This window comes from Aeromonas bestiarum, assembly GCF_028751155.1.
GTDB lineage: Bacteria > Pseudomonadota > Gammaproteobacteria > Enterobacterales > Aeromonadaceae > Aeromonas > Aeromonas bestiarum.
This window is the reverse complement of record NZ_CP064746.1, coordinates 26887-41389: the sequence shown is the minus strand read 5'-3', so window position 1 is coordinate 41389 and position 14503 is coordinate 26887. Positions and strand designations below refer to the sequence as shown.

At 59.6% G+C, this 14503-nt stretch carries 9 protein-coding genes and 4 tRNA genes; 5 read left to right on the top strand and 8 right to left on the bottom strand.

Annotated elements, in window-relative coordinates:
• Genes IU367_RS00175 through IU367_RS00165 form a run of 3 tightly spaced genes read right to left on the bottom strand, consistent with a single transcriptional unit; the run spans position 1 to position 4926 of the window.
• Positions 1-1278, bottom strand: coding sequence for a sigma-54-dependent transcriptional regulator (locus IU367_RS00175; protein WP_274453129.1), 1278 nt, complete (start codon positions 1276-1278; stop codon positions 1-3).
• Entirely contained in the window at positions 1262-3715 is a 2454-nt protein-coding gene (locus tag IU367_RS00170; RefSeq protein ID WP_274453128.1) for an ATP-binding protein, read from the bottom strand. The genes IU367_RS00175 and IU367_RS00170 overlap by 17 nt, the downstream gene beginning before the upstream one ends.
• Positions 3712-4926 carry an ABC transporter substrate-binding protein gene (locus tag IU367_RS00165; RefSeq protein WP_274453127.1) on the bottom strand — a complete coding sequence of 405 codons (1215 nt, stop codon included), beginning with the start codon at positions 4924-4926 and terminating at the stop codon, positions 3712-3714. Before IU367_RS00165 ends, IU367_RS00170 begins: the two co-directional genes overlap by 4 nt.
• Positions 4927-5285: 359 nt before the next feature.
• On the opposite strand from IU367_RS00165, the gene IU367_RS00160 reads away from it, so the two are divergent.
• Positions 5286-6623 carry an MFS transporter gene (locus IU367_RS00160; protein WP_098981175.1) on the top strand — a complete coding sequence of 446 codons (1338 nt, stop codon included), beginning with the start codon at positions 5286-5288 and terminating at the stop codon, positions 6621-6623.
• 67 nt (positions 6624-6690) lie between these two features.
• Positions 6691-8169, top strand: coding sequence for a pyruvate kinase (gene pyk, locus IU367_RS00155; RefSeq protein WP_274453126.1), 1479 nt, complete (start codon positions 6691-6693; stop codon positions 8167-8169).
• Positions 8170-8197: 28 nt separating this feature from the next.
• Here pyk and IU367_RS00150 read toward each other — a convergent pair whose 3' ends face one another.
• The 5 genes from IU367_RS00150 to IU367_RS00130 form a co-directional block, all read right to left on the bottom strand.
• Positions 8198-8710 (bottom strand): RICIN domain-containing protein, encoded by a 513-nt coding sequence (locus IU367_RS00150; protein WP_274453125.1) that lies wholly within the window; start codon positions 8708-8710, stop codon positions 8198-8200.
• 186 nt (positions 8711-8896) lie between these two features.
• A tRNA-Pro gene (locus IU367_RS00145) sits at positions 8897-8973 on the bottom strand.
• A 74-nt stretch (positions 8974-9047) separates the two neighbouring features.
• Positions 9048-9133: transfer RNA gene (locus tag IU367_RS00140), tRNA-Leu, on the bottom strand.
• 20 nt (positions 9134-9153) lie between these two features.
• Positions 9154-9229, bottom strand: a tRNA-His gene (locus IU367_RS00135).
• A 51-nt stretch (positions 9230-9280) separates the two neighbouring features.
• Positions 9281-9357 (bottom strand) — tRNA-Arg (locus IU367_RS00130).
• Positions 9358-9614: 257 nt separating this feature from the next.
• On the opposite strand from IU367_RS00130, the gene IU367_RS00125 reads away from it, so the two are divergent.
• From IU367_RS00125 to IU367_RS00115, 3 genes are read left to right on the top strand one after another with little or no spacing between them, the layout of a single operon-like run.
• Complete coding sequence (locus tag IU367_RS00125) at positions 9615-10205, top strand: TetR/AcrR family transcriptional regulator (protein WP_274453123.1); 591 nt, start codon at positions 9615-9617, stop codon at positions 10203-10205.
• Positions 10202-11308 carry an efflux RND transporter periplasmic adaptor subunit gene (locus tag IU367_RS00120; protein WP_098981179.1) on the top strand — a complete coding sequence of 369 codons (1107 nt, stop codon included), beginning with the start codon at positions 10202-10204 and terminating at the stop codon, positions 11306-11308. Before IU367_RS00125 ends, IU367_RS00120 begins: the two co-directional genes overlap by 4 nt.
• Positions 11309-11323: 15 nt before the next feature.
• The gene (locus IU367_RS00115) at positions 11324-14404 is read left to right on the top strand and encodes a multidrug efflux RND transporter permease subunit (protein ID WP_098981181.1); all 3081 of its coding nucleotides are present in this window, start codon (positions 11324-11326) and stop codon (positions 14402-14404) included.
• Positions 14405-14503 lie beyond the last annotated feature (99 nt).

Below are 14503 nucleotides of genomic sequence, written 5' to 3'. Positions count from 1 at the left end.
TCAGCCGGCAGGCTTGAACTGCTCCTTGTCGAGATTGTGTTTCTTCATGCGCAGATAGAGCTTCTTGCGCGGGATCCCGAGGTAGTGGGCGGCCTCGGTCACCCGGCCGGAGAACAGGAACAGGGTATCTTCGATCACCCGCCGTTCGAACTCTTCCACCAGATCGTCCAACGGCGCCTTGGCGCTGGCCAGCGGCATGGCCCGCTCAACACCAGCCAGTTTGACAATGCCCACCGCATAGAGCTCGGCCACGTTCCTGAGCTCGCGCAGATTGCCAGGCCACTGATGCCGCTTGAGCGTTTCCAGATAGGCGCGGTCCACCGCCGGCACAGGCTGGCCAATCCGTTTGCAGCCCTGACGCAGAAAGGCGCGAAACAGGGGGATGATGTCGCAACTGCGTTCGACCAGCCGGGGCAACTTGAGCCGCACCTGAGAGAGGAAGTAGTACAGCTCCGGCATCAACTGTTGTCGCTCCACCAGCCCTTCCGGCGACTCGTCAAACAGCGCTATGGTGCGCAGGGACTTGTTCCCCTTGCGCTCCTGCTCCAGTAGATGGTTGCCCAGCCAGCGCTGGCACTCGGCCGTCAGTCTGGCGGGAGACTGCAACACCAGGGTGCCCTGTTCGGCGAGCGCCAGACTGGCCTGTATCTCGGCCAGCGAGCCTGCCGACACGCAGTCATGCAGATGGCAGGGCTGTGCTTTGCGCGCGCTGATCCTGTGCAGCAGCAGTGCTAGCGTGTGCCGGCCAGAGCCGGCAGGCCCCTCCAGCATCAGATCCTTGTCGGTCTGTGCCAGCTGGTTGATCTGGTTGCGAATGGCCACTATCTGCGGGCTGGTTCCAATCAGCTCGTCATCGACGGCCGCCTGGATCTCGCTGCGGCGCGCCAGAGTGACGCGGCGCTGATGGCAGGCTCGCTCCAGCAGGGCCAGCAAGGCATGCGGGTTGAGCGGTTTCTCCAGAAAGTCGAACGCGCCCTGTTTCACCGCCCGCACCGCCAGGGGAATATCGCCGTGACCCGTGATCATGATGACCGGGATCTCGACGTCTATCTCCTGTACCCGAGTCAGCAAATCCATGCCGTTCATGGCAGGCATGTAGATATCGGATACCACCACGCCAGGCCACTGGGCAGTGAGCTGGGTCAATGCCTCGTGGGCCGAGGTGGTAGCCTTGGGATGATAACCGGAGAGCCGCAACAGGTGGCAATAAGACTCCAACACGTCCTCATCGTCATCCACCAACAAGACGTTGGCCGGGCGGCTATGGGGTAACAACATTGACTGACCTCTCCTCGTTCATATGCTCATCGGATACTGGGCCCCCGGATGGGCAAAGTACACGGCCCCCGCCGAACTCCAGGATCACCATGGCGCCGCCTGTCAGGGCCGAGCCCAGCAAGATCCCGGCGTCACAACGGGCCAGCAGGGAGCGACTGATGGTCAACCCCAGTCCCAACCCCACCTCCTTGGAAGTAGTGAAGGGGGTAAACAATCTGGGCAGTATGGTCTCACCGAAGCCGGCACCGCTGTCGGCGATGGCAATCTTGAGCTGACTGCCATCCTGTTCCAGCAGCAACAGGCGGATCTCGCGGGTTGCCCGCCCGGCGATGGCATCCATCCCGTTCACCAGCAGATTGACCAGCACCTGCTCCACCAGCACGGGGTCGGCCTCGATCCAGAGCCCGGTGGGCAGCTCGTTCCTCAGGATGCAGCCATCCAGTCTGGCCCTCGTCTCCAGCAGCAACAGGGCCTGCTCGGCCACCTGGCCCAGCTCGAGCGGGATGCGGGTCTCTTCGGTCGGCGACTTGCGCGCAAAGTTTCGCAGCGCCGTGATGATGCGGCTCATGCGCTGGCTAAGCTTCTCGATCTTGCCAAGGTCATCGCCCAGTGTCTGGAGCTGTCCGGCATCGAGCGCGGCACGGCTGGTGTAGAGGTAGGTCATCATCGCCGACAGGGGTTGGTTGAGTTCATGGGCCAGACTGGTCATCGCCTGCCCCACCACCGCCATCTTGGCGGCCTGGATCAACTCATCCTGGGTCTGCAGCAGGTTGCGCTGGGCATGCTGACGCTGCACCACCTCTGCTGCCAGCAAATGGTTGTTCTCGGTCAGCTCCCGGGTACGCTCCTCCACTAGCTGAGCCAGATCCCTGGCGGTCAGCTCCTGACGGGTCACATCCGTGATGGTGATGATGAATCTGTGCCCCCGCCCCTGTTCAAAGCGACGCAGATTGAAATGCAGGAAACGGGGCTTGCCCTCCCGCTCGCTGGCAACCGTACATTCGCTGTAACCTAGCTGGTACAACGGCTGTCCCGGCAGGAACTGGCTGGCCAGCACTGTCCTGGCCTCTTCGGGAAAAGCCTGCCACAGCGGCTGATCCGGTTTGATGGTCGTCTGCTGGAACAGGGTCAACGCACTCGGGTTGACCGATTCTATGGTGCCATCCGGATGGCAGGTGATGAGACAGGCCTGGGTATTGTTGATGAGATTCAGGGCGTTGGCCCGTTCCATCTGCTGCAGTTGCTGACAGAAATGGCGCAGGCTCTCCCCCAGCTGGCCAATCTCGTCCCGCCCGCTGGTCCTGACCGGCAGATCCATCTTGCCCGCCGCAACCCGGGCCAGATCTTGCCCCAGTACATCGAGCCGCCCAATCAGCCGACGGCCGATCAGCACCACCAGCACAAAAATGCTGAGCAAGATGGCGAGCGCGAGTACCACCAGGATCACCAGCTTGCCGGTCGCCACCATCTGGCTGCTGTTGTGTCCCAGCGTACTCAGCGAACGGTTTGCCTCGCTCACCATCAAGCTCACTCGCTGGTGATAGCGCGAGACTGCATCATCCAGCAGGGGCCGCAGAGCAGCCAGCCGCTGGTGAGTCAAGGCATCCGCCAGCAGCAACTGGTGCAGCTGACCATCCGGCTTCACCAAGGTCACAATATCCTGCAGGATCTGGCGATAGCTGACGGTCGAGGGGTACTCCGCCAGGCGGGAGGTCAGCTCATCTATCTCGTCAATCTTGTAACCGATGAACAGAAATGCGCTTTCCAGATCCTGTTGATAACGCTGGGCAATGACCTCGTTGACCAGAGCCTGTAGCTCGTTTTCCTTGAACGTCAGATCCTGCAGGGCGGAAAACTCCTTGATGACACTGCCAAACTCGCCCATGTCATCCGAGCTGGCCACCATGCTGGTCAGATGCCATTCCACTTCCTGCAGCAGAGGGGCAACGTCGTCCACCAGATCCTGATGCAGCCAGTTGCTGCGCTTTTGTAGCTGCTGCAGGGTTTCGAAGTGATCGATCTGCTGCTTCAGATAGCGGGCGTGATCAGCTACCAGGGAGCTCAATTCATCGAACGCCTGCCGCTGCGACGGTGTCTCCTGATCTCCCGGCGTGCCCAGCAGGTATGCATTCTGGATGTCCAGCAGGGTGGAGGAAACCGAAATGGAGAGCCGCTGATACTGCACCGGATCCCGGGTGTCACGCAACTGAGCCAGCAACAGTAACAAGCGGGAACTGGCGCGTTCCAGCTGATAGGCGCTGCCGATCGCGGGCAGGCTCTCCTCGACAATCAGGTTGACCTGCTGTCCCAGCCGTTCCCATACCATATAAGCGGCCATCCCCATGATCCCGGTCAGGGCCGTGATGGCCACAAAGGCGAGGATGAGCCGACGTCCCAGGCTGCTCGGCATGCGCAAGCTGCGCCCCAGCCGACTCATGGCTTGACCGCCTGCTCGACCAGCCGCTGTGCTTCGTTCAGCCGCCCCTCCGTCACCTGACGCCACTGGTGCATCACCCGCTCTGCCTGTGGATTGCCCTGCTCTCGATCGTACATGCCATCGAACAACGCCAGCAACGCTGGATCCCTCGCCTGCTGCTCGCTCAGGGGGGGCGTGCTGGCCTTGCTACGCGCCTGCTCCAGCAGTTTGATCCGCCAGGGTTCCTGCTGGGTATCCGCTCCGTTAATCCCCTGCCAGGTCATTTTCAGCCTGGGCATCTGCTGGGTAATGGTCTGTTCGAATAGGGCTTTGAGCAGGCCAGCTCGCCGGTACAGCAGCGCCTTGTCGGTCACATAACGGGTCTGCCTGGCCAGCGCCGGCTGACTCAGTGTGGCCTTGGCCATGCCGGGAGTCCCTATGATGGCCTGCCCCCTGGCTGACAACAGATATTGGATGAACAGGGCCCCATTGGCCGGATTGGCACTGCTGCGGGTCACCCCCAGATAGGTCGGCAGGATCACTGAGTCCGGCATGATGTTGAAACCGACGTGCTCAAAGCGGGACTGGCTGTTGAGGGCATAACTGTCGATCACCAGACCGGCGCCGGCCAGCCCGCGAGTAATACCGTCGCTCACCCCAAAACTGCGCGCAGTAATGGCCGACAGGTTGCTACCGAGTCGCATCAACAGGGCCCATCCCTGCTCCCAGCCATACTGCTGCAGCACGCTCTCCACCATCATGTGGGTCGTGCCAGATTGGGAGGGGGAGCTCATCATGACATGCCCCATGAAAACAGGTGAAGCCAGCTGCTGCCAAGTGGTGGGAAGGGGTAACTGATATTTGGTCAAATAGTGGCGGTTATACATGATGCCGCTACTGGAATATCCGACGACCGCCACTTTATTGCTTAATCCCAGAGTATGCGGACTCAGCCAGTCCGGAGGAGTTGTGACGATCGACAAAGGCGCCAGTAAACCCGCCTTATCCAGCGTGTTAAAAAAAGTCGGCGACGATGACATGATAATATCAACCGGAGGCGCCTCCGCCTCCGTTAATAATCGCAAGGATGGAATGGTGCGCCGATAAATAACCTCTACCCGGATCTCCGGATATTGTTCGGCGAAACCGTCGATCACCGCCCTGACCGGTGTCTCCGAGAAGGAGGTAAGCACAGTCAATGACGCGGCCTGAATGGTGCTGAATGGCAACATTACCACGGCCAGACAGAGGGGTAGCAGTCGGCAAAATATTGGCATAGGGTGTCTGTCGGCTCGCTATCAATGTCAGATTATGTGCTGCACATCTAATATTCAGCACATGCCATTATTTTTATTAAATGGGGGATGAGCCAGTTCTGACTCATATCACCCCGTCGGGATCGCTATTGTTATTCATTGAATATCAATAGGACAGTCTGAATATGTCACTTTTGACTCATGACATCCCTATGATTGAGTCAGTGTTGACCCATATCTGTCATTTTGCCGCCTGAAATTTTCCCTTCATATGATGGCAACCGCTATCAGAGCTTCCTCTGAAACCATGCTGCCAAATATAAACGGAGAACGACATGTTCAACTTTTTCAAGACGCGAGCAGACCTGCCGGTCATGGATGCCTCGCCCGATAAAATCCGCTCCATTTACCGCAAGTACCAGTGGCAGGTTTTCCTGGGACTGGTGCTGGGGTATGCCATGTTTTACGTGGTTAGAATGAGCCTTAACGTTGTCAAGAAACCCCTGCTGGATGCCGGCATAGTGACGCTGGAGGAGCTGGGGGTCATAGGTTCCGCCTTCCTGTTCACCTACGCCGTCGGCAAGTTCTCCAACGGCTTCCTCTCCGATTACGCCAACATAGGCCGCTTCATGTCGGTCTCGCTGGGGCTGTCATCCATCTGTACCATCCTGATGGGCATGAACACAGCGACCTTCTTCCTGGTGCTGATGTGGGGCCTGAACGGCTGGTTCCAGTCCGTCGGCTCGGCGCCCTCCTGTGTCTCCATCTTCCAGTGGTTCTCACCCAAGCAACGGGGCTCCGTCTATTCGATCTGGGGTGGCTCACGCAACATAGGGGAAGGCATCTCCTGGATCCTGACAGCCACCATCGTCAGCTACTTCGGTTGGCAGGCTGGTTTTATCGGGGCGGGTATTGCCTCTCTGATTGCGGCTCTGTGCATGTTCCTGGTACTGAAGGATCGCCCGCAGACTTATGCTCTGCCGGAACCGGCCGTCGCCTTCGGTGAGCAGGCCGAAATCGCCAAGAAAGTGGAGCCGGCCGAGATCCGCCGCGCCCAGCTGTTCATCCTCAAGCAACCCACCGTCTGGCTCATCGCCGCAGCCTGCGCCTGCATGTACATGTCCCGCTACGCCATGAGCTCCTGGGCCGTGCTCTACCTGCAGGAACAGAAGGGTTACAGCCTGATCGATGCCGGTTTCGCCATGTCAGCCTACCCCATCGCCGGTTTCGTTGGCGCCATCCTGGCAGGGGTCATCTCCGACAAGCTGTTCAACGCCAACCGCCACATCCCGACTCTGCTGTACGGTCTGGCCAACATAGCCGGCATGTGCCTGATGTTCTGGGGTCCGCAGAGCCGCATGATGGACGCGGTCGCCCTCGCCCTGATCGGTTATGCCATCGGTGGTCTGGTGGTGTTCCTGGCCGGTCTGACCGCCTGTGACCTGATGCCCAAAACGGCGGTGGGTGCCGTGAAGGGATTCATCGGCCTCTGTTCCTACATCGCCGCCTCCGGCCAGGAACTGGTCTCCTCTGCGCTGATCAAGACCAGCGTGATCGATGGCGTGACTCACTATGACTTCAGCAGTGCCCAGTACTTCTGGCTGGGCGCCTCTGTGGTCTCCATGCTGCTCGCTCTGACGGTGTGGAACGCCAAGAAAGTCGTCAACTACTGATACATGCCCAAGAAAAGGGTGGTCTGGTGACCACCCTTTTGCATTGTTGTCGCAACCGGAGAATCCCATGCGCAAGACCAAAATCATCGCCACTCTTGGCCCTGCCAGCAGTTCCGCCACCATGGTGGAGAAGCTGATCCAGGCAGGAGCCAACGTCTTTCGGCTGAACTTTTCCCACGGCAGTCCGGCGCAGCACCTGGCACTGGCGGCACTGATCCGCACCACGGCGGCACGCCTCGATACCCACATCGGCATTCTGGTGGATCTGCAGGGCCCCAAGATCCGGATAGCCAGCTTCGCCGCGGGCAGCATACGGCTGCAGGCGGGAGAATCCTTCGTACTCGATGCCGGGCTCGATGACCGGCAGGGCGACCAATATCGGGTCGGGATCGACTACCCGGCACTGGTGAACGAGGTGTACGCGGGCAATATCCTGCTGTTGGACGATGGCCGTATCCAGCTCAGGGTGGAACAGATCGAGGGAACGCACATCGCGACCCGCGTGTTGGTGGGCGGCATATTGTCGAATCGCAAAGGCATCAATGTGCTGGGCGGCGGCCTCAGCGCCCCGGCGCTGACCGCCAAAGACAGGGAAGATATCCTGACCGCCCACCAGCTCGAGGCCGACTTCGTGGCCATCTCTTTCCCCCGTTGCGCCGCCGATCTCGACGAGGCCAGAGCACTCATTCGTGCCACCGGCAGCAAGGCAGCCATCGTCGCCAAGGTCGAGCGGGCAGAGGTTGTCGCCTCGGTCGAGGCCATGGACGAGATCATTCACGCCGCCGACATCGTCATGGTGGCCCGTGGCGATCTGGGGGTGGAGATCGGAGATGCCAGACTGCCCGGCGTACAGAAGAAGTTGATCAAGCGCTGCCGTGCTCTCGGTTGCCCCGTCATCACCGCGACCCAGATGCTGGAGTCGATGATCGGCAGCCCCATGCCTACCCGGGCCGAAGTACTGGATGTGGCCAACGCGGTCATGGATGGCACGGATGCGGTGATGCTGTCGGCCGAGTCAGCGGCTGGACTCTATCCGATAGAAGCGGTCGAAGCCATGGCCCGCATCGCACTGGGAGCCGAACAAGAGATGGAGCCCATGCCACCACGCTGGCGCAGGGACACCAGCCAGACTGATCAGTCCGGCCACTGTATGGCGCTGGCCGCCATGACCTCCGCCTTCAGCCAAGACAGCGCCTGCGGCATTGCCGTGCTGACCCGCCAGGGAGATGCTGTCATCGCCATATCCCGGGGCGGTCTCAACAATCCGATCTGGGCACTGTCAGACAACCGCCAGCTGCTCAATCAAATGGCGATCTTGCGCGGCGTCAGGCCGATCCACTATCGGGATAGCGACCCCCAGCACCATCACAACCAGCTGATAGACACATTGCGACGGGCCGATCAGCTGAAGGGGGTCCACTCCCTGCTGATCAGTCGCCTCGACTCGCTCGAGGGGTCTGGTCATGAGGATGTCTGTCGCCTGGTGCCATTGCCCGTTACGATACCCCAGCCAGAACGTCCGATAAATGCCGCGCATTCACACTGAGGGGAGCCACTCGTCTATCTGAAAAGCCTCACCAGATGAGGCTTTTCAGGTTCAGCTGGTCCAGCACGCTCGTTTCATTCTTCCACTCGAAGCTCTGGTTGGCGCCGCCGTAGCAATCCGCCAGCCGCAGCGGGGTGCCGGGTTTGTGACGGCGCCCGGCGACATCCAGGCATAGCTCGACCTTGCGGTTGAACAGGCGATCCGCCTGCCACTGCCATTGACGACTCTCATCCTGACACTCCGTCATGGCGATCTCACTCCCTCCCTTCGCCACCAGACAGCGCTGCTGGAGCTGCAAGGCACCGGCATCCCAGCTGAACTGCTGACCGGCCGTCTGGTCGCAAGGCTGGGTGATCAGCTGCTCCTGGGCATTCAATGCCACGCAGAAGCCACCGCTGGTCATCAGGGTGGAGGGGGTATCAGCGGCCTGCCTGGGCGCGGCGCCCATCAGGATCTCATCCGGCTTGGGTTTGAACGAGCAGCCGCTGAGGGCCACGACAACAAGCGCCAGCGTGCTGACGCGAACGATATTAGGGTGCATATGACATGTTGGCCTGAAATGTGTTCAATGATGCCCACTTGCTGTGGGTCTGTGGCCCAGCATACCCGAAGCGGTGGTGAGAAAGTGCCAACAGAAGTGTAAACAGACGTGACAAGGTGTGACGACAGGAGAGATGGCAAACGCCAGAAAGCGAAAAACCCCGCCTAAGCGAGGTTTTTCTGAATATGGTCGGTGATAAAGGATTCGAACCTTTGACCCTCTGGTCCCAAACCAGATGCGCTACCGGGCTGCGCTAATCACCGAGACAATTTTCTTTACTAAGTACTCTAAAGCACAAAGACGACCACTTGTGATCATCCTCGTCATACAGCAAGTATGGTGCGAAGAGAGGGACTCGAACCCTCACACCCGGGGGGCACTAACACCTGAAGCTAGCGCGTCTACCAATTCCGCCACCTTCGCATACCTGACAAGCTGTAAAATGGGGTGGCTGATGGGGCTCGAACCCACGACAACCGGAATCACAATCCGGGACTCTACCAACTGAGCTACAGCCACCACAGCTGTTTTCGTTCCACAACAACGCCCGTTTAACTGGCGCACGTTTGATGGTGCGCCCGACAGGATTCGAACCTGTGACCTCTGCCTCCGGAGGGCAGCGCTCTATCCAGCTGAGCTACGGGCGCTACGCTGTCGAACGGGGCGCATTATTGATGATGGGAGCATGCTTGTCTACACTTTTTTGCCTGCGCTGAATCAACCGATTGTTTTTCCATCATTTATGGCTGTTTTATGCCATTTTCCCTTCATTCAGGCTGGATCCAGTCCTCCCTCGTTACTTTGTCCCCCCACTATGGTGGTCAAGAGCGCAGCAGAACTTGACTTGCCTCAAGGCCCCCCTAAAATGAATGAACGTTCATTCAGCCGTTGTGATAATCGAGTCATGAACAAGAAAGAACGCATTTTCAATGCGGCGCATGAAGTACTCGGCGAGCAGGGTTTCCACGGGCTATCCATTGCCGTGGTGGCCAAGAGAGCCAAGGTCGCGGCGGGCACCATCTATCGCTACTTCAGTGACAAAGATGATCTGATCCGCCAGCTCTATCAGCACACCATACTCCAGTGTCATCCCCTGGTCATGGAAGGGGTGCAGATAGAGGAGGTGTCGTTTCAGCAATTTCGGCGCTTGTGGCTCAACATCCACGCCATTTTTGCCGACGAGCCCAACGCGCTCAAATGCAAGTTGCAGTATGAGAGCTCTCCGCTGGGAGCCGAACTGGAGAAAAACCCAGTCATCATAGCCGCCTGGGCACCTCTGGATCGCTTCTTCGAACGGGGACGTGAACAAGGTCTGTTTATCGATCTACCAGTCCGGGCACTGCAGGTGCTGAGCCTGGATTGCGTGGGAAGTCTGGCGTTGCAACGCCAGGTTCACCACTTTGAACTGACGCAAGAACAGCTGGAAGCCGTGATCCGGGCCAGCTGGAATGCCATTTTAAACCCCAATTTTTCCACCTCAGGAGCCTGTTCATGAAAAAGTGGATGGCCATCATGTTGCTGATAGCGCTTGCCCTGTTTGGCAGCGTCATCGGCTTCAATATGTTCAAGCAGAAGAAGATTGCAGAGTTCATGGCCAACCGGCCTGAACCCGAGTTCCCGGTGACCGCCATGGTGACCAAGGCGCAGGACTGGGTACCGACCATAGAAGCGATCGGCTTCATCGAACCGAACCAGGGGGTGACGCTGTCCACCGAACTGGCGGGCACCATCGATGCCATCACCTTCGAATCCGGCAAGCCGGTCAAGGCGGAGCAGCTGCTGCTGAGCCTGGACTCCAGCGTGGAGAAGGCCAATCTGCAAGCCTCCCTGGCCAAGCTGCCGGCGGCGCGCGCCAAGTACGAGCGCTTCCAGAACCTCTTCAAGAAGAGCTCCATCTCCAAGGATCAGCTGGATGATGCCGAAGCCAGCTACCGCTCGCTGGAGGCCGACATCGAGAGTCTGAAGGCGACCATAGCCCGCCGTGAAGTCCGCGCCCCCTTCGGCGGTGTGGTCGGCCTGCGCAACGTCTTCCTCGGCCAGTACCTGCAACCGGGTACCGACATAGTGCGGCTGGAAGACACCAGCGTGATGCGCCTGCGCTTCACCGTGCCCCAGACCGACATCTCGAAAATCACTCTGGGCCAGATCATCAAGATCAACGTGGATGCCTATCCCCAGACCCAGTTTGATGGCCACATCACCGCCATCGAGCCGGCCGTCAACTACCAGAGCGGCCTGATCCAGGTACAGGCTGACATCCCGAACAACGACGGCCAGCTCCGTTCAGGCATGTTTGCCCGTGCCAGCATCATACTGCCCACGGTCAAAGAGCAGATGGTGATCCCGCAATCGGCCATCTCCTTCACCCTGTATGGCGAAAACGTCTATGTCATCCACGAGGTGGACGGCATGAAACGGGCCAAGCAGGTCGTGGTCAAGGCGGGCGAGCGTCGCGGCAATGACGTACATGTGCTGTCCGGCATCAAGGCCGGGGACGAGATAGTGTTGTCGGGCCAGGTTCGCCTGAGCAACGACACCAAGGTGCGCGTGGTCGAAAACGATGCCCTGGCCGTTCCGGCACAAACCCCGATGCTGTAAGCGCGGAGATCTGCAATGCGATTTACTGACATATTCATAAAACGGCCTGTGCTGGCGATCTCGCTCAGCTTCCTGATCGCCCTGCTGGGCTTTCAGGCCATCTTCAAGATGCAGGTGCGGGAATACCCCGAGGTGACCAATACGGTGATCACGGTCAGCACCAGCTACTACGGTGCCAGTGCCGACCTGATCCAGGGCTTCATCACCCAGCCGCTGGAACAGGCGGTGGCGCAAGCCGACAACATCGACTTCATGACCTCCTCCAGCCAGCTGGGCAGCTCCACCGTCACGGCCTTCATGAAGCTCAACACCGACCCGAACGCCGCGCTGTCTGACATACTGGCCAAGGTCAACTCGGTGCGATCCCAGTTGCCGAAAGAGGCGGAAGACCCCTCGGTCACCTCCTCCACCGGCTCCACCACGGCGGTGCTCTACCTCGGCTTCACCAGCCCGGAGCTGAACTCCAGCCAGATCACCGACTATCTGGAGCGGGTCATCAAGCCACAGCTGTTTACCGTGGGCGGCGTGTCCAAGGTAGATCTCTACGGCGGTGTCGAGTTTGCCCTGCGGGTATGGCTGGATCCGGCCAAGATGGCGGCCTTCAACCTGACCTCAAGCGACGTGATGACTGTGCTCAACAGCAACAACTATCAGTCGGCCACCGGTCAGGCGACGGGTTACTTCACCCTGTTCAACGGCAATGCCAAGACCCAGGTCAGCAATACCGAGGAGCTCAAGCGACTGGTGGTGGCCACCCGTGACGGCAAGGTGATCCGCCTCTCCGACATCGCCAAGGTGACGCTGGAGAAGAGCCACGACATCTACCGGGCCAGTGCCAACGGCCGCGAAGCCGTGGTCATGGCGGTCAACGCGGCGCCGACCGCCAACCCCATCAACATTGCCCACGACGTGCTGGAGTTGCTGCCGAGCCTGAAGAGCAACATGCCGAGCACCATGCAGGCCAACGTGCTGTATGACTCCACCATCGCCATCAACGAGTCCATCCACGAGGTCATCAAGACCATACTGGAGGCGGCCGCCATCGTACTGGTGGTGATCACCCTGTTCCTCGGCTCGTTCCGGGCCGTCATCATCCCCATCATCACGATTCCGCTCAGCCTGATCGGCGTGGTGATGATGATGGATCTGTTCGGCTTCTCGATAAACCTGATGACACTGCTGGCCATGGTGCTGGCGATCGGTCTGGTGGTAGATGACGCCATAGTGGTGCTGGAGAACGTCGACCGCCACATCAAGCAAGGGGAGGAGCCCTTCCGGGCCGCCATCATAGGGACTCGCGAAATAGCCGTGCCGGTTATCGCCATGACGGTCACCCTGGCCGCCGTGTATGCGCCGATCGCTTTGATGGGAGGCATCACCGGCTCCCTGTTCAAGGAGTTCGCGCTGACCCTGGCGGGGGCGGTATTCGTCTCCGGCATCATAGCGCTGACCCTGTCACCCATGATGTGCGCCAAGATGCTCAAGGCCAACGAGCAGCCGGGCAAGTTCGAGAGCACTGTGCACCACCTGCTGGATCGGATGACGGAACGCTACGACAGCATGCTGCACGCTGTGATGCAGAAGCGCATCGTGGTCGTGGTATTCGCCGTCATCGTATTCGGCAGCCTGCCGTTGCTGTTCAAGTTCATCCCGAGCGAGCTGGCGCCGTCGGAAGACAAGGGCGTCATGGCGGTGCTGGGCACGGCGCCCTCCAACGCCAACCTGGACTACATCGAAAACACCATGGCGGACGTGAACAAGATCCTGGATGAGCAGCCGGAAATCGCCTACTCCCAGGTCTTCTCCGGGGTATTCAACGCCAATCAGGCGTTTGGTATCGCCTCCATGGTGCCATGGAGCCAGCGTGAAGCGAGCCAGAAAGAGGTGCTGGATCGGGTCGCCGGACTGGTGAAGGACATCCCAGGGATGGCCATCACCACCTTCCAGTTCCCTGAACTGCCGGGTGCATCGAGCGGCTTGCCGATCCAGTTCGTCATCACCACCCCGAACAGCTTCGAGAGCCTGTTCCTGATCGCCAGCGAGATGCTGACGGCCACCCAGGCCAATGGCCAGTTCGTCTATTCGGATCTCGATCTGAACTACGACTCCGCCACCATGAAGATCAAGATCGACAAGGACAAGGCGGGTGCCTACGGCATCACCATGCAGGACATAGGCATCACCATGGGCACCATGATGGCGGACGGTTACGTCAACCGCATCGACCTGGATGGCCGCTCCTACGAGGTGATCCCCCAGGTCGAGCGCAAATACCGTATGAACCCGGAATCCATGAAGGGTTACTACGTGCGTGCGGCCGACGGCAAATCCATCCCGCTGGGCAGCCTGATCAACATCGAAGTCGTGGGCGAGCCCCGTGCCCTGCCCCACTTCAACCAGCTGAACTCCGCTACCATAGGCGCCGTACCGGCACCGGGTGTGGCCATGGGGGACGCGATCAACTGGTTCAAGACCACAGCCGAAGAGAAGCTGCCGCAAGGCTATCGCTACGACTTCATGGGTGAGGCTCGCCAGTTCGTGACCGAAGGCAACGCCCTCTATGCCACCTTCGCACTGGCGCTGGCCATCATCTTCCTGGTGCTGGCCATCCAGTTCGAATCGGTACGTGACCCCCTGGTGATCATGGTGTCGGTCCCGCTCGCCATCAGTGGTGCCTTGATTGCACTGGCGTGGGGCATGGCCACCATGAACATCTACTCCCAGGTGGGCCTGATCACGCTCGTCGGCCTGATCACCAAGCACGGGATCCTGATCTGCGAGGTGGCGAAGGAGGAGCAGCTGCTGCACGGTCTGAACCGGACCCAGGCGGTGATGCAGGCGGCCAAGGTGCGGCTGCGCCCCATCCTGATGACCACGGCGGCCATGATCGCGGGTCTGATCCCGCTGCTGTACGCGGCCGGCGCCGGTGCAGCCCAGCGCTTCAGCATCGGCATAGTGATAGTGGCCGGTCTGGCGATCGGTACCATCTTCACCCTGTTCGTGCTGCCGGTGATTTACACCTACCTGGCCTCCGAGCACAAACCCTTGCCCGTGTTTGATGAATCCATCCCGCCCAAGGCGAAAGGGAGTCATTGATCACCGATTTGAATGCAAAAGGCCCCGATTCGGGGCCTTTTTTTATCCCGCTAACGAAACACGACATAAGTGCATGAAGCAGTTAAACTAAATGGCAAT